The sequence below is a fragment of the Blautia caccae genome (assembly GCF_040095955.1).
Classification (GTDB): domain Bacteria; phylum Bacillota; class Clostridia; order Lachnospirales; family Lachnospiraceae; genus Blautia; species Blautia celeris.
The window spans coordinates 56013-80057 of the sequence record NZ_JBBMFP010000016.1 but is presented as its reverse complement, the minus strand read 5'-3'; the positions used below and the strand labels follow the sequence as shown (position 1 = coordinate 80057).

Sequence of the window (24045 nt, the reverse complement as noted above, 5' to 3'; positions counted from 1 at the left end):
TCCGCGCCGGTACCAACAGGCCAGCCATATCTGACTGGCCCTCTGCATAGTCTGCTGTCCGTTTCTTTTTATCCCTCACACACCTGAAAAATATAGAATTTCAAATAATAAGACTCCTCCGCGGCCCAAAGAATCGGATGATCTGCTGCCTGTGTCCGGTACTCCACCTGCCGCAGTCTTTTGTGCACATTTCTTGCCGCCTGCCCGATGGTCTGTGTAAACATCTCATAGGACATAAAATGCGAACAGGAACAGGTAGCCAAAAATCCCCCGTCCTTCACAAGCTTCATAGCCCGCAGATTGATTTCCCGATACCCCTTCACAGCGTTCTTTACAGAATTCCGCGATTTGGTAAACGCCGGCGGGTCCAGTATTACCACATCGAACTTCTTCCCCTGCTCCTCCAGCCTGGGAAGCAGCTCAAACACATCCTCACACACAAATTTTACAGTCTCTGACAACCCGTTCAGCGCAGCATTTTCCCTTGCCTGCTCAACAGCCAGTTCTGAGGCATCCACGCCCAGCACGCTCTTTGCCCCTGCAATCCCTGCATTCAGTGCAAATGACCCTGTATGCGTGAAACAATCCAGCACCTCTGCATCCCTGCATAATCTCTGGATCGCCAGTCTGTTGTACTTCTGGTCCAGGAAAAATCCGGTCTTCTGTCCGTCTTCCACATCCACCAGATACTTCACGCCGTTCTCGCAAATCTCCACCTTTGTATCAAAGGGTTCCCCGATAAATCCTTTTACCAGTTCCATCCCTTCCTGTCTTCGCACCTTGGCGTCACTCCGCTCGTAAACACCGCGGATCACCACACCGTCCCGGGCCATCTCCTCCTTCAGAAGTTCCAGTATCTTCCCCTTCAGCCTGTCAATCCCAAGTGCCAGTGACTGTACCACCAGCACATCAGAGAATTTATCCACAACAAGTCCCGGCAGAAAATCCGCCTCACCGAAGATCACACGGCAGCTGCTTGTATCCACTGTTTTTTTCCTGTATTCCCAGGCATCCCTCACCCGTTTCCTCAGAAATTCCTCATCTATTTCCTGCTCTGACTTCCTTGTCATCATACGGATTCTGATTTTGGAGTTGGTATTGATAAATCCTCTGCCCAGGGGATAGCCGTCAAAATCGTGAACGATCACCATATCCCCATTCTCAAAACTTCCCAGGATACTGGCGATCTCATTGTCATATACCCACGGACCTCCCGCTTTCAGGGAACGTCCCTCCCCCTTCTTCAGTGTCGCAATTGCAAGACTCATGTGTGTCTTCCTCCATTTTCTCTATTTTTTCTGTCCCAGCACAATATAAGCGATTCCGCAGAACAGGCCGCCTACCGGGAATAGGACCCAGCTCACCTGCCAGGCATTCTGCAAAAAACTCCAGAGCAGGAAAACTGCCGTTGTCACGATCATGATGCAGGCTGACCATTTGGCAGCCAGCGGCATATGGCTTTCCTCATCCAGCATACGCAGCTGCTCCGGTGTCAGACGCTCACGGTACAGCGGATCATGCTCTTTATTGTACTCCTCTATATTATATTTGCTTTTTGCAAGGCCTGTATGGACCAGAAGCATAACACCCACACTGACCATGAGAAGCATCACAAAGCTGTAAAATGCGGATGCCTCCACCCCAAAAGGCGCAGGCAGAAACTTCTGCAGTTCATCTGCCACAATACTCATCAGAATGATCCCGATACCTGCTGCGATCCTCACTGAAAAGACGCGGTTAAACCGGTCTGTCTCCTCCTCCGTATAGAAGGGCTGGATGTAAGGATGCTTTTTTGTAAAATCGCTGTGCCGGATTCCTGCAACCACCACCGTCAGTACAGCTACGATCACAAAGGGCAGCATCACAATATCCTGCAGATTTTTCATAAAACCTTCCATCCCCTCAAAAAGAGTGGTGAAGGCACCTCCTATTATCAGTAATCCCACACATAAAGTAACTGCTTTTCCAAAGCTGTTCATGTGCTCTTCATATTTTGAGGAATCTTCTACACGCTCCGCTTGTGCGTCTCCCCGCATAAGGGTATCCATACTGCAGGAAAACAGATCACAGAGCTGCAGGATTTTTTCCATCTCAGGATAAGAAGTGCCTGCTTCCCATTTGGAAATTGTCTGTCTGGACACCTCCATCTTCTCTGCAAGCTGTTCCTGTGTGATCTCCTCCCTCTTCCTGTAATACTGCAGATTCTCTCCAAAACTCATAATGATTTCCTCCATTTCTTAATCTTGATTTTGGAATCATTATAGAATTGCGTTCATGTAAACACTACCAATTTCCTGTTGCTTTTGAGGAAATCCATGTAAACTTACGGTTGCACCCCGCTGTTTAAGCGGGTTTTCACACTTTTCCACCGGGGGCAGAACGCATCCATATATCCATAAAAAATCCGGTTGTGTCCCCGTTCTAAAAGGTGGACCAGCTCATGGGTGACCACATATTCCAGACATTCCCTGGGATATTCCCCCAGCCAGACATTGAGCCAGATCCTCCTTTTCTCCACATTGCAGGTACCCCACCTGGTTTTCATATCCCGCAGGCGCCACTCCTCGGCGTGGACACCCACTCTCTCTTCACACTCCTGTATGACCTGAGGCAGTATTTCCTCCAGACGTGTTCTGCACTCCCGCTTCTTTTCCTCCCGCTCCGGGCCTTCATATAATTCCCAGGGCTGCGGACTCTTTCTTTTTCCCTGCCGTTTTGCTTCGATCCAGTCACTTCTCTCCCGGATGAAACGTCTGATATCATGTTCCGGCATCCGAAGCGGTGCGGATACACGAACGCTCCCGTCCGCGCCCACGCGCAGATACATATTGCGGATGGCTTTTTTTGTGACCTGGATGTCCAGTCCGTTCTCCGTAAGATGATAAATCTTTACACTTTTCCCGGAGGTCTTTACCATGCCAGGACCTCCGGTCCGTTCTCTGTCACAAGCACCATGATCTCCCACTGGGCGGAGGGCAGTCCGTCCTCTGTATAAACAGTCCAGCCGTCTTCGTCATCAATAAAGATATCACTGGCGCCCATATTGACCATAGGTTCTATGGTGAACATAAGTCCCGGCGCCATCACCATGCCTGTATCGGCCCTGCCGATATACCCAACCCATGGGTCCTCATGGAAATCCAGGCCAATACCGTGCCCTCCGATTTCCTTCACTACGCTGTAACCGTTTTTCTCTGCATGCTCATGGACTGCCTGGCTCATATCCCCCAGAAAACCCCAGGGCCTTACCTGCTCCAGTCCCTTTTCCACACACTCTTTTGTGACACGCACAAGGCGCTCCTTCTCCTCCCCCACGTCACCGATACAGAACATTCTGGAGGAGTCAGAGTAATAGCCGTTCAAAATCGTGGACACATCCACATTGATGATATCCCCCTCCTTAAGAATGATCTCTTCTGAGGGAATGCCATGACACACCTGATTGTCAATGGAGGTGCAGACGCTCTTTGGAAATCCTTCATAGCCGAGAGGGGCCGGCACTGCCCCTGCCTTTGCGGTGATGTCATATACCCAGCGGTCAATTTCGGCTGTAGATATTCCCTCTTTGATATGCTCTGCAACATAATCCAGAATGGCAACATTGATCTCAGCGCTCTTCCTGATCCCGGCAATCTGCTCCGGTGTTTTAATGATCTCCCGCTTCGGGACGATTCGCCCCTGGGACTGCAGATGAATCAGCTTATCATCAAAAGGCCCGTGGCATTTTTTATATTTTTTCCCGCTGCCGCACCAGCAGACATCATTTCTCCCTAAACGATTCAATTTATTTCCTTCCTTTCCCTTAAAATCTCCCTTAATTTTTCTGTCACAGCCTCCGCAAAAACTCTGTGTCCCTCAGGGTCCAGATGGACAGAATCCTCCGCACCGGGCATAGTCACAGACGCCGCATCCAAAAAGGCGCAGCCCTGCCGCTTCGCTGTCTCCCTGTAATATCCGGCCAGCTCTTCGGAGATCTTCACTGCCCGCTCTCCGCCGAACATGGGGGAGAATTTGTGGTCCACGATCTCCTCCCGGATCTTAAGAGGGGATACCAGCAGGATCTCCGGCACCGGCTCCCGGTTCTCCCGGAAATACATCTTTATGGTCTTCACCAAAGTCTCCGCTCCTGCTGCCACATCGGACGCAGACAGGGAAAACCGCTGTTTTATATCATTTGTCCCCAGCATCAGCACCACCACATCCAGAGGACTGTGGCTTTCCAGACAGGGAATCAGATATTTCAGCCCGCTTTTCATCCCTTCAATGGGATCATCCCAGACGGTCGTCCTTCCATTCTGTCCTTCCTCGATGATTCGAACCTGTTCCTCCTTCAGGGCCTCCTGCACCAGACTGGTCCAGCGCACGCCCCAGGGAAAACGGCCCCCGGTCACGCCGTCATATCCGTGGGTATTGGAATCTCCATAGCATAATACATTTTTCATCTCTTATTTCTCCATTGCCTCGTATTCTTCTCTTGTAATGCAAAACAGATCATGGGGCATGTCGAGCCCATAGTAATGCTTCACAAAGGAACCTGTTATCTTCATGCCGTTTCTTCTGGCCACATTCCGGGACGACGTATTGTTATCCCGGATAATAGAATAGACTTTATCAGCCTTTAATGTCTCAAACGCGTAATCCCTGCAGGCCCTGGCAGCTTCCGCAGCGTAGCCGTGGTGCCAGAATTCTTTACAGAACAGATATCCAACCTCCAGCACCTGTTCTTCCCCGCATTCCTGCATGGTAAGGCCGCACTGGCCGATCAATTCTCCTGTCTCTTTCGATATAACTGCCCACAGGCCAAAACCATACTGCCTGTAACGGGCAAGCTGCCTTTCCAGCCACTCCTCTGCCTCCTCATCGGAAAAAGCATGGGCATAGGCATACATCACTTCCGGGTCCTGCAGCATTTTGTTCAGAGCTGCCTGGTCTTCCCTGCACAATTCCCTGAGCACAAGACGCTCCGTCGTAAGCACAGCATTTTTCATGATCATAACTCCTTCTGATATGCGATCCTCGGTGTTCCATCTTCCATGTATACAGTTCCGCAGCGTTTGAAACCATTCTTTTCAAATACCTGCTGCATAGGTTTATTATCCCTGTGGGTATCTCCCCGCATGTTGCCGCACCGGGCCAGACACCACTGTACACAAAAAGAAGCCACGCCCTTCTTTCTCCCTGCAGAGGCTATCCGGTGCAGGAATCCATAGGGCTTTTCATTCAGCCAGCAGCCATTCTCTATCCTCCGGTAATTGGGTTCTTCTCCTGTCTCGAACATAAAAACACCCTCTGTTCCGTCCGATGACTCACAGAGATATAAGGCGCTGCGGTTTAAATCCTTTTCTATGTCTTCCCGCGCCGGGTAGCCGTTTACCCACTGTCCGGGATTGCCGTTCTCTGCCTTGTACTTTCTGGCATGCTCATACAGGGACATGACTTCATCTATATCTTTTTCTTCTGCTCTGCGAATATGAAACTCTGCATCCATCTCTGTCTCATCCTCTCCTGTGATTCACTCCGGGGCTGCCATGACCGGATAATGGCCGTTCCACAGAATACGCATACACCTGCGCATGGCCCCCAAAGCACGATATGCACAGTATACCACGGTTTTTTCTGTTTTTCCACCGGGCCTGCAGGATTTATCTGAGGTTCCCGTTGTATGAATCCTTTATAATTTTCAGATAATAATATAATTTTCATTCTCTTTACAGTTACATGAATTTTTATTGATAAATTTTCATTTTACTTCTTGACAAATGAAAACATGACTGTTATAATAAAGCCATAAACAAAGAGAGAACAAAATAAAAAACAGAAAGGACTGATACCACCGAAAACGTAAATTACCATTCATAATTTTAAAGAAAGGAAGGTACGGACCACCAAGAACATAACGATTTAACCCATAATAAAAAAAGGAAGGTAAAGTCCCATGGACACATCAGATTAAAAGAGTCATTCGGAATGTAAACTTCGAATGACTCTTTCCTATTGTCTGAAAAACATTCTGCTGCATCCTTCCATACCGGAAGAATGTTGTCTGCTGTCTGCAGTACATGAAAGAAACCCTTCAGGATTTCTCCCAAAGGGTCTGGTTCATAATACTGCATACTGTTTTAATGTGCAAACGGTGAAAGCTCCAGCCGGATAAAATATCCCTGGTCATGGGAACATACCGGACATTTCTTAGGCGCTTCCTTGCCCCAGTGGATATAACCGCATTTTAAGCAGATCCATCCGGTCTCCACATCTGATACAAAGAGATTCTTGTCCTCCAGAAACTGTGCGAATTTTCCGAAACGGTCTCCATGGAATTTTTCAATATCAGCGATCATATGAAAAGAATTCGCGATCTGTGTAAACCCTTCCTCTTTCGCCTTATCCCCGAAGTTCTTATACACATCATCATGCTCTTCATATTCATTGTGCTGTGCCATACGGAGAAGTTTATCCATATCCGGAGAGATATCTACCGGGTAACCGCCGTCGATCTGAATGGTCTCCCCTGCCATCTCCTTTAAATGCTGGTAAAAAATGTAGGCATGCTGGCGCTCCTGGTCAGCCGTATAGTTGAACACAGCTTCCACAACATGCAGATGTTCTTTTTTCGCCTGGGCTGCTGCAAAGGTGTAGCGGTTTCTGGCCTGACTTTCGCCTGCAAAGGCGCGCATCAGGTTCTCTTTTGTTACGCTTTCTCTAAAATCTACAGACATACAATTGCCTCCTGGAATTTATTTTCCATGTTATTTTTTCCAGAAGATACAATTTTATACCTGAATGTTACAGCCGTATCAGATGGTATTGTACAGGGCAACCAGGATTTCCAGGATCTGTTCCCTGGTAAAACGGCTGCTGTCCAGACACAGGTCGTATCCCTTCATGCTGCCCCATTTCTCGTCTGTATAGTTGTTGTAATAGTATTTTCTCTGTTTATCCACTTTTTTTATGAGCTGCTCTGCCCCTTTTTCATCCCATACGGTCCGCGCCCGGATAGTTTTGATCCTTTCCTCCATAGGCGCGTAGATAAAGACACTTCTGCAGTCCGTTTTATCCCTGAGAATGTAATTTGCGCACCGTCCTACGATCACACAGTCTTCCCTCTTTGCAGCCTCCTCAATGATCTCCGACTGCGCATTGAACAGCACATCATTGAGAGGTTCATAGTGAAACTGACGCTCCATGGCCATATTCTCATCAAAAGAGTATCTCCAGGGACTCTCCCGCTTCTCATCCACTTCCTCTAACTTCTCCTCCGGAAGGTTCTTTTTCTTGGCCGCAAGTGTGATCAAATCCTTGTCATAATACTTGATACCCAAATGTTCCGCCAGATCCTGGGCGATCTTCCTTCCGTTACTGCCAAATTCCCTGCCAAGTGCTATCACTTTACCCATAACATACCATCCTTCCCTATTCACATGGCGCCGGAGGGCTCTGTCCCTTGCAGAATCCTTCGGCTGCGTTTTCCGGTATCCGCAGGTTTCAGTCTTCCGGCTTTTCACCGACAAAAGACTGAACTCTTATCTTAATTATACTAAATTTTCGCAACTTTTACAACTTTTTTCAATGGGAATCTTCCTCCTGCGCAAGCGCGATTCCCGTCTGTGCCGGGCCATCCACACAATGCCCCATATGGTCGAACCTGGAGCCGTGGCAGGGACACTCAAAACATTTTTCATCGGGATTCCATTCTAACTGGCATCCCAGATGGGGACATTTTGCGGACACCAGATAGATTTCCCCCTCCTCATCCCTGTATGCCCCCACTTTTTCCCCGTCATACTCAACAATGCCGCCGTGTCCCACAGGAAGTTCCTCCAGGTCACTTCTTCCCGGTGTGAAAATACGCCGGCTTAAATCCTTCACCGCGTGGACACTGTCCTTACAGAAATTCCCGGCAGAAGCCCTTGGGGTAAACCGCTGGGGAGAAAAGATGCCGAACACTTTCCCGTCATCTTCCTCCCCCAGGATACTCTCCGTTATCATACCGGCCGCTGCCATGGAAGAGCTCATTCCCCACTTTCCGAATCCCGTGGCAGCATACCAGTCCGGAGTCTCCGCAGAAAACCTGCCGATATAAGGAATCTGGTCCATGGGCATGCAGTCCTGGGCAGACCACTGGTACCGCACTCTGCTGCCCGGATAGAATTCTGCTGCTTTTCTTCTCAGAAGTTCGTATTTGCCCCCGGTACGATTTTCTCCGGTGCGGTGGCCTCCGCCGCCGAAGAGCAGATACTCCCCGGCACTTCTGAAAGACCATGCCTGTTCCCTGTCTACGCCCAGATACATTCCCTCCAGCTCCGGCACCTGTTCAAGCCCCACTACATAGCTGCGCTCCTGGTGCATCCGCATAAAATAATATCCGGGCATATTGAGAAAGGGGTAATGGCAGGCAAAAACTATTTTTTTCGCCCTGACACTCCCGTTCTCCGTGACCAGCCTGTCCCCCTCTGCCTGCAGCACTCTTGAGTGTTCATAGACTGCCAGGTCACGGGCCGCTGCTTCCAGAAAAAGAAGGGGATGGAACCTGGCCTGGTTTTCAAACCGCACTGCGCCTGCCACCTGAAAAGGAAGTTCTGTCTCCTTGGTAAAGGAGGCTTCGATGGAAAGCCCGGCAGCACACTCAGCCTCCTCCTTAAGAAGTTCAGGTGCTTCCAGTGTGTATAAATATGCAGGACATCGGACAAAACCGCACGCAATCTGTCTGTCCTGTACAATTTTCTCATACCGGTCTATTGCCTTTTGGTTTTCCAGGCTGTACTTTTCTGCTGCTTCCCGCCCGTGTTTTGATAAAAGTTTCTGATATATCACTCCATGCTGGGAAGTGATCTTGGCTGTTGTCTTCCCCGTCTGTCCTCCGCCGATCCTGTCCGCTTCCAGCACAGCCACGTGAACTCCCTGTTCTTTGAGTAAGTATGCAGTCAGTATCCCGGCCATTCCGCCTCCCACTACAGCCACATCCACGGTGATATCCTGCATAAGCATCGGAAAATCCTGTATTTCTGTTTCATCCATCCATAAACTTTTCATGGCAACCTCCATTTTGTATATCCTTCTTCCTAGAATGCGCCTGATGCTTTCAGGATATACAAAAAACAGGGGCCGCTTTTTATGCAGTCCCTGTCTGTGTCACACTTCCTCGATCACCATCTCATCGCCTACCCGGATCTTCCCTCCGTGGATCACCCTGGTAAACACGCCCTCTCTCGGCATGATGCAGTCACCCATCTTCTTAAATATCTCACAGCCGTGGTGGCATTCCTTTCCGATCTGTGTCAGCTCCAGCACCACGTCGTTGCAGCGGAATCTTGTCCCAATGGGCAGGTTCTTAAAATCAAATCCGCTGACCACCAGATTCTCACCGAATGCGCCGTCCGCCACCTCAGCGCCCCGGTTTCTGAAATCCTCTATCTTTTCATAACTCAGAAGACTTACCTGACGGTGCCATTTTCCCGCATGCGCGTCTTTTTCAATGCCAAAATCTTCTATAAAGCTGGCCTCCTGAATGTTCTTTTTCTGTGTTCCTTTCTTTTCGCTGATACACACAGCAAGTACCTTTCCCATCTCATTCATCCTCCAATTTCTGACATCTTTTTGTTTTCCAGCCCTTCCTCCTGCGCCTCGCCAAAGCGGTGGCTTCTGGGCTTCTCAAATATGATTTTTTCAGCCACGGCTCCGATCTGCTCATCTGAACTTCCGTCTCGGAGCAGGCTGCGCATATCTGCCCCGTGTGAAAACTGCAGGCACGGTTTTAAAAATCCCTCGGACGTGAGCCTTACCCGGTTGCAGTCTCCGCAGAACTTGTGGGAAATGGCGCTGATAAATCCGATCTTCCCCTTAAAACCATCCGGCAGTATATATGTACTGGGACCGTTTCCGAATCTGCCGCTCAGGGAATCCGCTTTGCCGTAAGCTTTCTCCAGCAGATGCCGTACATGGTCCTCGGTCTCTTCGCCGCAGTATTTTCTTCCGTACCCTATGGGCATCATCTCAATAAACCGCACGTCTATGGGTCTGTCCTTCGCAAGCCCCGCAATGGGGATCCACTGGTCCTCGTTGACTCCGTGCAGAAGCACACAGTTTACCTTCACACGCACATCAGGGAACTGAAGGGCCTTATCCATTCCCTCCAATACCCGGTCAAGTCCTTTTCTCCTGGTGATCTTCTCAAACATCTCTTCTGTCAGCGCGTCAAGGCTGATATTCACTGCGTCGATTCCCGCATCCGCCAAATCCTGCATCTGTTCCCCCAGCAGGATTCCGTTGGTGGTAAGCGTCACGTTGTCGATTCCCGGTATGCTCTTTATCATTCTCACCAGCTCTGCCGCATTCTTTCTCACAAGAGGCTCCCCGCCGGTGATCTTTACCTTGCTGATGCCTTTGAGGGCTAAAATACGGCACAGTCTGGTAATTTCATCATAAGTTAGAATATCGCTGTGTTCCACCTGTTCGATACCGCCTTCCGGCATGCAGTACATGCAGCGCAGGTTACAGCGGTCCGTGATGGATATGCGGATATATTCTATATTCCGTCTGTATTGATCCAACATAATTTTATCTTCCTGTTTTTCTTAATATATCTACAGTATACCTCAAATTTACCGAAATTGCACCTATAACTTTGCCCAATTACGACATTTTACACAAAATACCAGCAGTGCATCTGCCGTCAGTAGTCCTCACAGTTCAATCTGAAATACCCCTGGGGATAACCGCACACCGTACACCTTATTGGGGCACAGTCCCCGTAGGCCAGATGGCCGCAGTTCATGCAGATCCATACTCTGTCCATATCCTTGCAGAATACATGATTGGTCAGGATATCCTGGGTCAGCTGCTCAAAACGATAGTCATGATGCCTTTCAATCTGCGCCACCTCTCTAAAAAGCCTGGCAATTCCCTTAAAGCCCTCCTGCTCCGCTTTTTCGGCAAAAGACGCATACATGTCTGACCATTCTCTTTTCTCATCCTCATGGGCCTTCTCCAGGTTTCTGCTGGTTTCCGGTATCTGCCCTCCGTTCAGTACATTCTGCCACAGCTCCGCATGCCGCTCCTCATTGCCTGATGTCTCCTCAAAAATGTCCGCTATGTTCATATAGCCCTCTTCCCTGGCCTGTTTTGCATAAATGCGGTATTTTCCGCTGGCCTGCAGTTCTCCTTGGTAAGCTTTTATCAGATTCCTAAAGGTTTCGCTCTCTCTTAATTCCATCTTCTCTCCGCTGTTTCCTGTTTTACAATATTCTATGTACGGCGGGTAGATTTCTTTCCTCTCACCAGGTCATAACTTTCCTCTATCATTCTGTATATCTCTTTCTCAGGTATGGAGCCGTCCAAGATCACGGAATTCCAGTGCTCTTTATTCAGATGATAGGCCGGAAGCACTGAGGTGTAGGTGCTCCGCCAGAAATCCCTCCACTGGGGGTCTGTCTTTAAATTCACCCAGATATTGCCCTCCCGCTCAAAAATCCATGCAAATACTTTTCTGCTGCTTTTCATTCGGATGACGGTCCAGTTCGGGTCATGAAACGGATAGTCCTCAAACACATCCGGCATTTTCAGACAATACGAAACTGCTTCCTCTCTAGTTCTCATATATGCCTCCTTTCTTTCAACACAGTTTCAGTATACAGGATTCCATATATCCCGTCAAATTGTTCATTTTTGACCCATTGACAGAATTCAATTTGTGTGTTATGCTATAAAACAATTAAAAAAGCATTTTGTTAAATGCGGTGACGGGGAGGAGTACATACCCAGCCGGCTTTCAGAGAGAAGATGTCTGGTGCGAATCTTCAGCAAGGAAGTATGGAAGTAGCCCCTGAGCAGTGAGCCCAACAGAGATGTGATATCTCTCAGTAGACCTCAACGTCTCTTTCCCACGTTACAGGGAAAACAGTATCGATATTTCTCTTAGTATCCGTACTGGCAGAGCGCAGGATTTTTCCTGAAATCAGGTGGTACCACGGATGACTTATCCGCCCTGAACTGAATTCTCAGTTCAGGGCGTTTTTCATTCTGTAAAAACCATCTAACAATGAGTTAAAGGAGGATTTTGTCCATGACAGGAAATGAATTATTTGTAAAAGCACTGCAGAAAGAAGGCATTGATTATCTCTTCGCATACCCGGGCGGTTACGCCATCGACATTTTTGATGAGCTGTATAAACAGGATTCCATCCAGGTGATACTCCCCCGCCACGAGCAGGGTCTGATCCACGCCGCAGACGGCTATGCCAGAGCTACCGGACGCACAGGCGTCTGCCTGGTCACAAGCGGCCCTGGTGCCACCAATCTGGTCACCGGAATCGCCACTGCCAACTATGACAGTGTTCCCCTGGTATGCTTCACCGGCCAGGTTCCCACAAATCTCATCGGAAATGACGCCTTCCAGGAGGTAGACATTGTGGGGATCACACGCGGTATCTGCAAATACGCCGTGACCGTACGCGACCGGAACGACCTTGGCCGTATCATCAAGGAAGCCTTCTATATTGCCAATACCGGCAAAAAAGGTCCTGTCCTCATTGATCTTCCAAAAGATATCATGCTGCAGGAGGGTGACGAACACTATCCCAAGGAGGTTCACATCCGCGGCTACAAACCAAGCAGCGGCGTACACATGGGACAGTTAAAGAAAGCAGTCAACCTCTTAAAAGAAGCCAAAAAGCCCCTGTTTCTCATGGGCGGCGGTGTAAACATCGGCAGGGCCAACGAGACTGCCCTGGCCCTTGTGGAGACCACAAGAGTCCCTGTTATCACTACTATTATGGGTAAGGGCTCCATTCCCACCAGCCATGAACTCTATGTGGGCAATGTGGGAATGCACGGCTGCTATGCGGCCAACCACGCCATCAGCGAATGTGACCTGCTCTTCTCCATAGGAACCCGGTTTAATGACCGAATCACAGGCAAGATCGAGGAGTTTGCCAAGAATGCCAAGATCGTGCATGTAGACATTGACACAGCCTCCATCTCCAGGAATATCCAGGTGGATATCCCCATCGTGGCAGACGCAAAGGACGCTATGGAGGCACTGTTAAAGCACGTAAAATGCTGTGAACATAAAGAATGGCTGGAGCAGATCGACGGCTGGAAGCAGGAACATCCTCTTGATATGGACCAGAACAAAGGCATCACCCCACAGAAGATCGTGCAGTGCATCAACGAACAGTTCGAGGAAGGCATCTTTGTCACGGACGTAGGTCAGCATCAGATGTGGGTCACACAGTATCTGGAAATGAACGAGAAAAAACAGCTTCTCACCTCCGGCGGCCTTGGCACCATGGGATACGGGTTCCCTGCTTCCCTGGGCGCAAAATTCGCCTATCCGGGCAAGCCTGTAGTCTGTGTCTCCGGTGACGGCGGCATGCAGATGAACATTCAGGAGATGGCTACTGCCGTATCCTACGGCCTTCCGGTCATTATCTGTATCTTCAACAACAGCTATCTGGGCATGGTGCGTCAGTGGCAGCAGCTCTTCTATGACAAGCGCTACTCCTCCACCTGTACACGCCGCAGAAAGACCTGCAGCGCCAACTGCAAGGGCCCGTCAAAGGACTGCCCGGAATACACCCCCAACTTCGTAAAACTGGCGGAGAGCTATGGCGCGTATGGCATGCGCGTGGAGAAAGAGGAAGATATGGCCCGGGCCTTCCAGTTTGCAAAGGGCAATACGGATGCCCCCACGATTCTGGAATTTATCATTGACAGTGATGAGCTGGTACTGCCTATGGTACAGGGCGGAAAACCGCTGCATAACATGATTTTGGACTGCTAGGAGGAGAAGAATATGAAGAAAAGATGGATTTCCTTATATGTAGAAAATGAAGTAGGTGTGCTGGCAAAGATCGCAGGCCTGTTCTCCGGAAAATCATACAACCTCACAAGCCTCACCGTGGGCACCACAGAGGATCCCACCATGTCACGGATGACCATCAGCGTGGAGAGCGATGATGCCACCTTTGAACAGATCAAAAAGCAGTTAAACCGCTGTGTGGAGGTCATCGAGGTCATTGACTTCACCAATTCCCGCATCCACAGGAAAGAAGTTCTGTACATTAAGATCAAGGACTGCGACGAGGCTGTGAAGACGGAGATCTTCCGCATTGCAACTATTTTCCATCTGGCTGTCGTAGACTACGGCAAAACAGAGATGCTGCTGGAGAGCCTTCAGACAGAAAAACGGAATGATGAGATCATTTCCTATTTCTCCAGCTACTTTAAGAATATTGAGGTGGTGCGCGGAGGAAGTGTTGCCATCAAAGGTGTCAGCATCCAGGATAAATAAAAACAGAAAAAAGTGGAGCCATGCCCATCACAGCATGACTCCGCTTTTTCTATTGACCGGTACTACTGCCGGTCCTCTCCTGCCTCTTTTTTCAGATCCGTAATATCATGGCAGGTGAGCAGGACTGCCTGCTCCCCCTTCCACTCAATAAAGCATGCGTCCGCTGATGTCCACACCTGAAGAAAGGGATTGTAAACCTGCCGGACGCAGCGGGGATGCGCGCTGTCCAGCGCTTTTGCAGGACAGAAATCACAGGGCGTATCCCGGCGGAAGAAGGCTTTATGGCAGGTAACCCCCGGCTTTGCCTCAGGCACCCATATTTTCGTCTTCCGGTTAATATACAGCATTTCTTTTGTCTCCGGATGTACCACATAGATCCAGGAACTCTGATTGTCAAGGATTGCTTCCAGGGATGCCGCGTTCTGCACCGCATTGTCCTGGGCCCGGAGTTTCAGGAGAAAGGTACTCAATATCTGCGCGATGAATACCAGTGTATTTACCTGTTCCTGGGTCCAGTAACGGTTGACACGGCACTCGTCAAAGCCCACAAATCCCTTGAACTTCCCTTTGTCGTAAATAGCGCACTGCAGCATGGACTTGATTCCCTGGGGCTCCAGTATCTCCCGCTGCTGCGGTGTCAGTGCATCTATGTCACGGCAGTAAAATACACCGCTCTCGTTGAAATTGCTCTGGTATCCGCCCTCCAGATCATCTGCATAGGGCACATGCTGAAGATTTCCAATCTCCGGCCACACACCCTCGTTGCACCATTCATATGTATTCTTACAGTAGTCCGGGTCCTCCTCATTCTCAAAGATGTAGACACGGCTCACGTCAAACTGGCGCCCGATCACCTCCAGTATGGCATTGACTGCTGTATCCGGATTGGAGGATTTATAAAGTATCCGGAACACATACTCAAACAGGCGGAGCTCCACATTGCCCTCTGTCTCCTCATCCGAATCTATCCTGGTATTGGCCGCACTACAGGGCTTCTGGGGGAACTCCTCTGAAAAAAGCTTTGCATCTGCTATGCAGTATCCATTCTTTCCCCGGTTCTTAGCACGGTACAGTGCCTGGTCTGCCCGTTTAAAAAGTTCATTGTAGGACTGGCCGCAGTCCGGGAAGACAGCTATGCCGATGCTGCAGGACAGCTCCACATCTGTCAGCTCCTGTACTGCCATCTCTCCTATGGCTTTCATGATCTGGGCTGCTTTCTGCTCAGCCAGGGAGACATCCGGTATCTGTCCGAGAAACACTAAAAATTCATCTCCCCCTACACGGCCTACAATATCCTCACTGCGGAACTGCTTCTGGATCGTGTGCGCAACCTCCGCCAGAAGGGCATCACCGAAGAGATGTCCCATGGTGTCATTCATATGCTTGAAATTGTCCAGGTCAATGATCATAAGTGCAGACTTCCTCTCGGGTCCGCTGCCTTCCAGAACCGCCTGGATATATTCCTGACTGGTACCCTTATTATACAGCTTTGTCAGCATATCGCGCTGGGCGCGCTCCATAAGATTCTGTGCCTTTCTCTTTTCGGCATCAATATCCAGAATGGCGCCCACAGCCCGCACCACGCGCCCTGACTTGTCCGCCAGCCCCGTGATCCGGATACGGCACCAGACAGGCTTCTGCTTACCGCTTACGATACGGATTTCCTCCTCTGCGTAATGCTCTCCGCTGCGGATGCGCATCAGCAGCTTGGAAAAAAGAATCTGGTCCTCCTTCAGGATGTATGGTGCCTTCCAGAAAAGGCGGCTGACATGCTGTGTGACCGGAGGACAGCCGAATTTTTTCTCCCAGTTCCCTGTAAAGGTCATGGTGTCTGCCTGGATATCCCACTCAAAAAGAATATCTGTGGTCTGGTCCATGATGATCTGGTGCCGTTCCAGGGAAATGCGCAGCTTCTCTTCCAGCTCCTTACTCCGTGTCACATCCACCAGCACACAGCAGAAATAACCAGCGCCCTCTTCGTCGCGGACCAGATGACCCTTATCCAGAACCCATATGGTACGTCCGTCCCCGCGGGTCATCCGGTATTCCAGCTCCTTGTCCGGTCCAAGGGAAATCTGCCTCTGCACTTCCTCCAAAGTGCGCAGGCGGTCTCTGTAATCTATCATTTCCCAGAAACTGTTCCGGAATTTATCACTTATCTCCTGCCGTGTATATCCCAGCATGGACAAAAATCCTTTATTCATCTGCAGAAGCGTCAGCCTTTCATCAAAACGGCAGGAAAACATTCCCCCCGGAATATTATCGCTCAGTATCTGCAGGTCACGGCCGCCGACTTCTTCCGGCAGCGGCATTTTGTGCTCTTCGCTCTTCATATTGTCATATGGCTCCTATTTGTTATCCTCTGTATCCGGCTATGATTGGAAAACAGAGTTAACCACGTTCATTTTCTATCATTCTAACAAATGCCCTGTAGTTATGCAAGGAACAAAAAGAGGAAAAGCTTTATTTTTACATCCATCCGTTGACCCAGGCTATAGGGCACACCACAGCGGAGGCCAAAACACAGACCGCTCCCAGAATAAAAAACGGTACCCCGATAAAAGTGCAGAACAGCGCTATGCACGGATGTCTCCGTGCAAAACGGGCTGCTGTTGTGTCAAACCGATATTCTGCTCTTCGGATCGTCTCCCTGATATATTTCATAACTGTCCCTCCTATGGCATTTATCCTACCACCCGCCGTATTAAAACGGTAAAAGTGATATACAGATGAAATAAAAATGCCATAAAAGAGTTCTCTGCAAAACGGCTTTGATGCCCGGAAACCTTTATTCCAACCCTTCTTTCACATATTCAATATATCTCCTGCTGCACCCCCCAAGCTCCCTGCCGGCACGTTTAATATATCCGCAGCACACTTTCACCCTGCAGTCCTCCAGCTCAATTCTGTGTATCCTGCTGTCTCTGTGCAGTCTGGAGTCCATCAGACAACTGATATTTCCCAAATCTGTTTTCAGCAGAAGCTGGGTCATGGCATGGTCACTGCACACCTCCACACCTCTGTAGAAAAACTGGGAATCCACCAGCTTTTCCTTCAGATTACCGGGATGCTGAAACAGGGGAATCCCCTCTTCCAGGTTCTGGACAAAGCGTATCTTCTGCAGTTCCGCTTTTGTTACACTTTTCCTGTCATAATAGGGATTGCCGGGGCCTGCGAACAATACAAGCCTTGTCTCCTTTAACATATGGAATTCCAGATGCCTCTGCTCCAGCATACGGTCAACCGCATTTTTCTGAAATTCCGAGACAAAGACAAATCCCAGTTCTGCACGGCGGTGTGTCACCTGATGCAGCACCATTTCCAGGGTACCTTCCAGATATCTGGCCTGCAGGTTCTGTTCCCGCCTGTAAAATTCCGCAAACAGACCGGCCAGAAGGTTGCTTGGCATGGAGGAAAGACAGAACACTTCTGACTTAACGCTTGTCTGCACCTGCTGGATCACCTGCATGTCTTTTAAAATCCTGCGCGCCTGTTCATAGACCAGTTCCCCCTCCACGGTCATCTCCACACCCTTCTTACTCCGCCTAAGAAGACGGACCCCCAGGCTTTTCTCCATCTTGCCGATCGTCATGCTCACATGCGGCTGTGTTGTATACAGCATCTCCGCCGCCTTGCTGATCGAACCGGTATCCACACTCACCACAAAATACTGCAGTTGTTTCATCTCCATTCCTGAACCCCCGTCTTCTCTCTTGTCTGATAAGAAATATCTGCTTTTTTTTATCCAAAGCGGTGGCAGGCTGCCTGGTGACCCGGCCTGATTTCCCGAAGCTTTGGCTTCTCTGTTCTGCACCTGCTGCCGCAGAAACTGCATCTGCTCTGAAACGGACATCCCTCCAAAACGTCAAGTGGACTTGGGACCTCCCCTTCAATGCTCCTGATCTCACAGTTCTGCTCCATATGTATGGAAAACAGCGAGCCCAGCAGCGCCTGCGTATAGGGATGCACTGCCCTGGTCCGCACTGCCTCCCCCGGTATCACTTCCACAATATGCCCCAGGTACATCACAGCGATCTGATGGGCAAATGCCTGTATCAGCGCAATATCATGACAGATAAATACAATACTGATATCCTTCTCCTTCTGGAGCTTTACCAGAAGTTCGATGATCGTCTTCTGTATGGATACGTCAAGAGCCGAAGTGGCCTCGTCGCACACCAGCACCTCAGGCTCCAGGGAAAGTGCTCTGGCTATCCCCACCCTCTGCCGCTGTCCCCCGCTCATACTGTGGGGATATCTGTATAAAAAGTCCTCGGAGAGCTCCACCATCCCAAGCAGCTCCTTTGCCTTCTTCTCTTTCTCACTCTTCTTCAGCCGTTTAAAATTCATGAGCGGCTCTGTCAGGATATCTATGATCTTCATCTTGGGATTAAAAGAAGCCAGCGGGTCCTGAAACACCATCTGCATGTTCTGGCGGTTCAGCCGTTTTTCCTTTTCCGGCAGATGTACAATGTCCCTGCCGTGGCATAGGATCTCACCGCTGGTAGGGGCGTCCATCTGGATCAGCATCCGCACAAGGGTGGATTTTCCGCAGCCGCTCTCCCCCACAATCCCCAGGGTCTTTCCTTTGTACACATTCAGACTGATGTCACTGCAGGCAGTCAGTACCTTTTTTCCCGGCGCGGAAAACTGTTTTACAATATGGTTTGCCTTTAACACAACATCCGATTCATGAAACAAAACGTTCACCCTCCATTTCCGGAACAGCCTGCAAAAGACTTTTGGTATAATCACTGACCGGATGATTCATCACCTCATCCCGGGTACCCTGATCCACCACTTTGCCGTTCTGCATGACAACCAGTTTATCCGCCATATAGGCAGCTACGCCAAGGTTATGTGTCACGATAATAATCCCTGTCTCGTATCTGTCTCTCAGCTCCATCATCTGCCGCACGATCTGCGCCTGTGTGGTCACATCCAAAGCGCTGGTGGGCTCGTCAGCCAACAGAAGCTGAGGCTGAAATGTCATGGCCATGGCGATTCCCACTCTCTGGCGCATACCGCCGCTCAACTGGTGGGGATAGCTCTTCATAATGTTTTCCGCGTCGGCCAGACGCATCTTCTTCAGCATTTCTGCAGCCTTGTTCCAGGCCTGCGGTCTGGTAACTCTGCTGTGGGTACAGATATACTCCACATACTGTTTTCCGATCTTCCGAATGGGGTTGAGGGTTCCGCCGCAGTCCTGGAAGATCATGGACATTCTGGTTCCTCTCAGATTTCGCCACTCCTCCCCGGATTTCTGTGTGAGTGCCTCCCCTTGGAAATATATCTCACCGGCGCTTATATATCCCGAACCGGGGAGCGCTCCCAGCACTGCCCGGATCACCGTTGTCTTGCCGCTGCCGCTCTCACCTACTATGCTGACAATCTCGCCTTTTTTCATGGAAAGCTGAAAACTCTCCACTGTGGGCTCCTGCTTTCCGTAACGGACTGTCAAATCCTTGATCTCAAGCATATCCTCTCCTCTATTCAGCCAGGGAAATGTCCTTGGTCAGCCAATAATAATCCATGGGATACATCTTCACCCCTGTCACACTTTTTGATGAAAACAGATAGGTGGTCTCATAGCCGAAGAACACCGTTGCCGCGTCATCCATGATGAGCTGCTGTATCTGCATGATCAGATTCTTTCTTGTATCCTCATTAAATTCTGTGACAAGCTGGTCCAGAAGCTCATCCACCTGCGGATTGCTGTATCCCATCTGGTTGGAGGATGAGGTGCTGTACCAGTTCTCACGGAGATATTTTTCCGGGTCACCGGTGTTTGCCACCAGGACATTCCAGATGAGCATGTCAAATTCTCCGGAATCTCTCATGTCAAGCAGAGTCTCATAGCTGACTGTATTCAATTTTACATTGATTCCGATATCCTTCAGGCTCGCCTGTGCTGCCTGCGCGTAGACATTGAGCTCCTCGCGGCTTGTATATATGACAAAATTCAGCTCCAGTTTTTCTCCGGAAGGTGTCTCCACAAATCCATCCCCGTCTGTATCCTTGTAACCTGCTTCCTCCAGAAGCGCTTTCGCGCCGTCCGGGTCATATGCGTTTTCATCCTTCAGCTCATCGAAGCCAAAATCAAGTGTGGGGGGAACCGGAGCTTTTCCCGCTGTGGCTCCGCCTTCCAGCAGGGTATCACAGTAAGTTTCCTTATCCAGCCCTCTGATGACCGCCTGGCGCAGTGCTTTATCACCAAGCACGCCATTCTGGTTCATAAAGGCATAGGTGGACCGCAGGGACTCTAACTGCTGTATATTATATTCCCCGCTGTCCTCAAAATCTGCCAGATTCTCCGTCTTCAGATTGTACGCGATCTGCACTTCATCTGTCTGCAGGGCCATGGAACGCGTTGTCTGGTCATCTATGCACTTAAGCGTCACCTTGTCAAGAGGCACTTCCCCATCCCAGTAATATTCGTTGCGGACTACAACGCAGGAATCTGTGGGGCTGAAAGATTCCACTGCGTAAGGTCCGGTACAGATGGGACCTTCCATGGCAAAGGCGTCCGTATCCGCCTGGGTATCCACAATGAGGAACAGCGGGTCTGCCAGACTTCCCGGCAGGATGGCCACCGGCTCTTTTGTCTTGATAAGCAGGTTCTGTCCGTCCACCTCCATGGATGCAGGCTCAAAGAAGGAGACTGCCCTGTCGCTGAGCTCAAAGGTACGTTCCAAGGATGCTTTCACAAGCTCTGGTGTCATGTCATCCCCATTAGAGAACTTGACTCCCTCACGAATCTTAAACGTCCAGGTGAGCTGGTCCTCGCTGATCTCCCAACTCTCTGCCAGGCAGGGCATGATCTCGCCGTTTTCATCAAAACGCACCAGCGTCTCCCCGACTCCGTATCTGGACACCACCCAGCTGAAATACTGCTCTGTAGGCTCCAGAGTATCCGCAAAGCTTGTAACGCCTATGGTGATCTCACCGCCGTCTCCGCCTGTTTTATCTAAGGCGGAGTTCTCCCCGGAAGCTGCCGTATCCTCTGTATCCGCCTTTTCCCCGGCGCTGTTTCCGCAGCCTGCCAGCAATCCCGCTGCAAGACTTCCCGCCAGCAGGGCACACATGATTTTTCTGTAAAATTGATCCATATCTCTTTTCTCCTTCTGTTTTACTCTTGTTTTGGGTCCAGGATATCCCGGATACTGTCGCCCAGCATATTGAAGACGACCACAACGACTACAATGGCAATGCCGGGATAGATCATCAGCCAGGGGGCTTTGGATATGTAGGTTCTGCCCTCATTGAGCATCAGCCCCCATTCCGGGGTGGGCGCCTGCGCCCCGAATCCCAAAAAGGACAGGGATGCCAACTCCAGCATCATGGTCCCAATATCTGTGGCTGCTGTCACCACCATGGTTGTGATCATGTTGGGGATCACATATTTCATAATTATGCTGCCCCTTTTCGTTCCTGTTACAACAGCCGCCTCAATATACAGGTTCTGTTTGATCTTCAGGACCATACTGCGGGCAAGTCTGGCATATTTTGTCCAGCTCACAGCCGAGATGGCAATAACGGCATTTACCATATTGGGCCCCAGAAGACCTGCTATGGCGATTGCCAGCACCAGACCGGGAAAGGAGATCATCATATCCGCAATCCGCATGATCACAGCGTCCACAGCTCCGCCAAAATATCCCGCCAGAATTCCAAAAGCAGTCCCCACCACAAAGATGACCGCCACCAGACACAGCGTCATGGTCAGGGATGACCTGGTTCCGTATATAACTCTGGAGAGCACGTCCCTCCCCAGCTTGTCGGTTCCCCAGACATAAGTGCTCCCCGGCTCCTTTAGAGAATCACTCATCACAGCATCATAGGGGTCCCGCGGAGCGATCCAGGGCGCAAAGACAGCTATTGCCGCAATTGCCAGGGCCAGAAGAAGAAAGACGGTAAACTGTTTGTTGTTCTTCAAAAATCTTAATACCTTCAAATCACCGCTCCTCCTTTAATCTGGGATCCAGACGGGTATAGGAAAGGTCAACCAGCAGATTGATTCCCATGTAGAGCAGTGCGATCCACAGCACATAGCCCTGTACCAGGGGATAATCCCTGCAGGAAATGGCTTTTACCGCCATACTGCCCATGCCCGGCCAGTTGTAAATGATCTCCACCACTGCGGTTCCTCCCAGAAGACTTCCCAGGGAAAGACCCAGCAGGGTCACCAGCGGCAGCATGGCATTTGGCAGCACATGCTTCCACAGAATTGTTCGCTCCCTGATTCCCCGCATGCGGGCACCCGTCACATAATCCTGGTTCAGTTCCTCCAGAACAGCTATCCTCACCTGTCTTGTGTATTTTGCGGACATGGCAATAGCCAAAGTCACGGCGGGAAGGATCAGGGATTTGAAATCCGTGCTTCCCCCGGAAACGGTTACCCACCGCAGCGTCACACCGAATATACTCAGAAGGATCAGTCCGATCCAGAAGTTCGGAACCGATACTCCAAGGAAGGTCAGCGCCCGCACCAGATAGTCCACCCATTTATTCCGGCAGACTGCTGATAAGATTCCCAGCGGAACGGATATCAGCACCATGATGACCAGAGAAGCCAGCGCCAGTTCCAGTGTGGGCCGGAAACAGGATACCAGTTTGTCCACCACGGGAACCTTCATAGAATAAGAAGTTCCCATATCTCCGGTCATCACTCCCTTCAGCCAGGTTCCGTACTGCACCAGAAACGGTTTGTCGAGTCCCAGTTCAGCCCTTGTCTTTTCCAGAAGTTCCGGCGTGGGCACATTGCCGCACTCTGTTAACATGATCTCCGCCGGATCCCCCGGCGACAGATAGGTGAGTCCAAATGTAAAAAAACTGATCCCCATCAGTACGATCACAATCTGGACCAGCCTTCTGCCTGTGTTTTTCTTGTTCAACCTTTTCACCTCCATTGCTATTAACAGCTCTGAGATATCTGCGGTCCGCATCGCTGCCGGATGCAGCCGCGTTCCTTCTGCGCATCAAAAAAGGACAGCCCGATACACAGACTGTCCCTAACTCTCAAAATTTACCTAAAAAATGCAGAATCCTGCCCTTATTTCAAGAGTTCCCATCAGCCGTGCGAAACATCTTAAAGATATAAGCAGTTCTCCTGACTTCAGTTCAGCGCACCCGGATACCTTCCCGGACTTCTGTCCAGTGGCATAACATCTGAGCGCTCCCTGTCACAGTGGCGGGACCGTACCGGACTTGCACCGGTTTCTCTTTTCATGCTGCAATAGCAACTTATATCCTGTATGATCAATCTCTAAGTCTTTATTATACTTGAATATTTATGGATTGCAACTTTTTATACATCACAATTTGTTATAGATAAAAATTTCCCATCCATTATCTATCCGCTTCATTTCAAATAAATACCGAAAAAGCCCTTGCAATCTGGAAAAAATCTGTTATAATAATATCTTGTCAGAGAGAACTGACATATCTAAATAAAACATGGACGGTTTCCCGAGTGGCCAAAGGGGACAGACTGTAAATCTGCTGCAAATTGCTTCGGTGGTTCGAATCCACCACCGTCCATTTTATCGGATAGGTTCGCCTATCCGATATCTTTTGCCGCAGTGGCGGAACTGGCAGACGCCCGGGACTTAAAATCCCGTGGGTAGTGATACCCGTACCGGTTCGATTCCGGTCTGCGGCAGTAATCAGGAAAGGCTTAAACAAGTAATTGTTTGAGTCTTTTTTGTGTTGTATAACTGCCGCAACAGTGACTACAGAGAAATTACCTATAGTTGCGT

Annotated in this window: 24 protein-coding genes, 2 tRNA genes, 1 riboswitch and 1 other annotated feature; of the genes, 4 read left to right on the top strand and 22 right to left on the bottom strand. The window is 49.8% G+C overall.

What is annotated here, in order from left to right; genetic code table 11:
- Window positions 1-68: 68 nt before the first annotated feature.
- The 14 genes from WMO65_RS17140 to WMO65_RS17075 form a co-directional block, all read right to left on the bottom strand.
- Window positions 69-1268 carry a class I SAM-dependent rRNA methyltransferase gene (locus tag WMO65_RS17140; RefSeq protein ID WP_033142532.1) on the bottom strand — a complete coding sequence of 400 codons (1200 nt, stop codon included), beginning with the start codon at window positions 1266-1268 and terminating at the stop codon, window positions 69-71.
- 21 nt (window positions 1269-1289) lie between these two features.
- Entirely contained in the window at window positions 1290-2219 is a 930-nt protein-coding gene (locus WMO65_RS17135; protein ID WP_158587347.1) for a helix-turn-helix transcriptional regulator, read from the bottom strand.
- A 104-nt stretch (window positions 2220-2323) separates the two neighbouring features.
- Complete coding sequence (locus tag WMO65_RS17130; protein WP_148392086.1) at window positions 2324-2917, bottom strand: M48 family metallopeptidase; 594 nt, start codon at window positions 2915-2917, stop codon at window positions 2324-2326.
- Window positions 2911-3783, bottom strand: a complete 873-nt coding sequence (locus tag WMO65_RS17125; protein ID WP_148392085.1) for a methionyl aminopeptidase — start codon at window positions 3781-3783, stop codon at window positions 2911-2913. Before WMO65_RS17125 ends, WMO65_RS17130 begins: the two co-directional genes overlap by 7 nt.
- Window positions 3780-4442, bottom strand: a complete 663-nt coding sequence (locus tag WMO65_RS17120) for an SGNH/GDSL hydrolase family protein (RefSeq protein WP_148392084.1) — start codon at window positions 4440-4442, stop codon at window positions 3780-3782. Before WMO65_RS17120 ends, WMO65_RS17125 begins: the two co-directional genes overlap by 4 nt.
- 3 nt (window positions 4443-4445) lie before the next feature.
- Entirely contained in the window at window positions 4446-4988 is a 543-nt protein-coding gene (locus WMO65_RS17115) for a GNAT family N-acetyltransferase (protein WP_148392083.1), read from the bottom strand.
- 2 nt (window positions 4989-4990) lie between these two features.
- Window positions 4991-5488, bottom strand: a complete 498-nt coding sequence (locus WMO65_RS17110; RefSeq protein WP_148392082.1) for a GNAT family N-acetyltransferase — start codon at window positions 5486-5488, stop codon at window positions 4991-4993.
- A 631-nt stretch (window positions 5489-6119) separates the two neighbouring features.
- Window positions 6120-6716 carry a rubrerythrin gene (gene rbr / locus WMO65_RS17105; protein WP_033144017.1) on the bottom strand — a complete coding sequence of 199 codons (597 nt, stop codon included), beginning with the start codon at window positions 6714-6716 and terminating at the stop codon, window positions 6120-6122.
- Window positions 6717-6794: 78 nt separating this feature from the next.
- Window positions 6795-7394: a cytidylate kinase-like family protein gene (locus tag WMO65_RS17100; RefSeq protein ID WP_148392081.1), complete on the bottom strand. Its 600-nt coding sequence runs from the start codon at window positions 7392-7394 to the stop codon at window positions 6795-6797.
- 169 nt (window positions 7395-7563) lie between these two features.
- On the bottom strand, window positions 7564-9030 hold the full coding sequence (locus WMO65_RS17095) for an FAD-dependent oxidoreductase (RefSeq protein ID WP_148392080.1): 1467 nt from the start codon (window positions 9028-9030) through the stop codon (window positions 7564-7566).
- Window positions 9031-9129: 99 nt separating this feature from the next.
- On the bottom strand, window positions 9130-9564 hold the full coding sequence (locus tag WMO65_RS17090) for an MOSC domain-containing protein (protein WP_033144025.1): 435 nt from the start codon (window positions 9562-9564) through the stop codon (window positions 9130-9132).
- A gap of 5 nt (window positions 9565-9569) precedes the next feature.
- Window positions 9570-10550 (bottom strand): GTP 3',8-cyclase MoaA, encoded by a 981-nt coding sequence (gene moaA / locus WMO65_RS17085; protein WP_033144018.1) that lies wholly within the window; start codon window positions 10548-10550, stop codon window positions 9570-9572.
- Window positions 10551-10669: 119 nt separating this feature from the next.
- The gene (locus WMO65_RS17080) at window positions 10670-11209 is read right to left on the bottom strand and encodes a rubrerythrin family protein (protein ID WP_033144019.1); all 540 of its coding nucleotides are present in this window, start codon (window positions 11207-11209) and stop codon (window positions 10670-10672) included.
- Window positions 11210-11241: 32 nt separating this feature from the next.
- Window positions 11242-11592, bottom strand: coding sequence for an MmcQ/YjbR family DNA-binding protein (locus WMO65_RS17075; RefSeq protein WP_033144020.1), 351 nt, complete (start codon window positions 11590-11592; stop codon window positions 11242-11244).
- A 131-nt stretch (window positions 11593-11723) separates the two neighbouring features.
- Window positions 11724-11986, top strand: a binding site (T-box leader).
- A gap of 72 nt (window positions 11987-12058) precedes the next feature.
- On the opposite strand from WMO65_RS17075, the gene ilvB reads away from it, so the two are divergent.
- Both ilvB and ilvN read left to right on the top strand, forming a co-directional pair.
- Window positions 12059-13777 (top strand): biosynthetic-type acetolactate synthase large subunit, encoded by a 1719-nt coding sequence (ilvB, locus tag WMO65_RS17070; protein WP_330425239.1) that lies wholly within the window; start codon window positions 12059-12061, stop codon window positions 13775-13777.
- 12 nt (window positions 13778-13789) lie between these two features.
- A complete protein-coding gene (gene ilvN / locus WMO65_RS17065) occupies window positions 13790-14287 on the top strand; it encodes an acetolactate synthase small subunit (RefSeq protein WP_033143634.1) in 498 nt (165 codons plus the stop codon).
- 62 nt (window positions 14288-14349) lie between these two features.
- Here the strand turns inward: ilvN and WMO65_RS17060 are convergent, their stop codons facing one another.
- The 8 genes from WMO65_RS17060 to nikB all read right to left on the bottom strand — a co-directional run bounded on the left by WMO65_RS17060 (window position 14350) and on the right by nikB (window position 23181).
- Window positions 14350-16620 carry a sensor domain-containing diguanylate cyclase gene (locus WMO65_RS17060; RefSeq protein ID WP_052099708.1) on the bottom strand — a complete coding sequence of 757 codons (2271 nt, stop codon included), beginning with the start codon at window positions 16618-16620 and terminating at the stop codon, window positions 14350-14352.
- A gap of 136 nt (window positions 16621-16756) precedes the next feature.
- Window positions 16757-16951: a hypothetical protein gene (locus WMO65_RS17055; RefSeq protein WP_148392079.1), complete on the bottom strand. Its 195-nt coding sequence runs from the start codon at window positions 16949-16951 to the stop codon at window positions 16757-16759.
- A gap of 124 nt (window positions 16952-17075) precedes the next feature.
- The gene (locus tag WMO65_RS17050) at window positions 17076-17978 is read right to left on the bottom strand and encodes a LysR family transcriptional regulator (protein WP_158587346.1); all 903 of its coding nucleotides are present in this window, start codon (window positions 17976-17978) and stop codon (window positions 17076-17078) included.
- A 50-nt stretch (window positions 17979-18028) separates the two neighbouring features.
- Window positions 18029-18988 carry an oligopeptide/dipeptide ABC transporter ATP-binding protein gene (locus WMO65_RS17045; RefSeq protein WP_148392077.1) on the bottom strand — a complete coding sequence of 320 codons (960 nt, stop codon included), beginning with the start codon at window positions 18986-18988 and terminating at the stop codon, window positions 18029-18031.
- Window positions 18978-19766, bottom strand: a complete 789-nt coding sequence (locus WMO65_RS17040) for an ABC transporter ATP-binding protein (protein ID WP_054353681.1) — start codon at window positions 19764-19766, stop codon at window positions 18978-18980. The genes WMO65_RS17045 and WMO65_RS17040 overlap by 11 nt, the downstream gene beginning before the upstream one ends.
- A gap of 10 nt (window positions 19767-19776) precedes the next feature.
- On the bottom strand, window positions 19777-21396 hold the full coding sequence (locus tag WMO65_RS17035; protein ID WP_243128796.1) for an ABC transporter substrate-binding protein: 1620 nt from the start codon (window positions 21394-21396) through the stop codon (window positions 19777-19779).
- 20 nt (window positions 21397-21416) lie between these two features.
- Window positions 21417-22241 carry a nickel transporter permease gene (gene nikC / locus WMO65_RS17030; RefSeq protein ID WP_148392076.1) on the bottom strand — a complete coding sequence of 275 codons (825 nt, stop codon included), beginning with the start codon at window positions 22239-22241 and terminating at the stop codon, window positions 21417-21419.
- A gap of 1 nt (window position 22242) precedes the next feature.
- Entirely contained in the window at window positions 22243-23181 is a 939-nt protein-coding gene (gene nikB, locus WMO65_RS17025) for a nickel ABC transporter permease (protein WP_243128795.1), read from the bottom strand.
- A 188-nt stretch (window positions 23182-23369) separates the two neighbouring features.
- Window positions 23370-23549, bottom strand: a riboswitch (cobalamin riboswitch).
- A gap of 196 nt (window positions 23550-23745) precedes the next feature.
- On the opposite strand from nikB, the gene WMO65_RS17020 reads away from it, so the two are divergent.
- Window positions 23746-23827, top strand: a tRNA-Tyr gene (locus WMO65_RS17020).
- A gap of 35 nt (window positions 23828-23862) precedes the next feature.
- Window positions 23863-23948: transfer RNA gene (locus WMO65_RS17015), tRNA-Leu, on the top strand.
- Window positions 23949-24045: the final 97 nt, after the last annotated feature.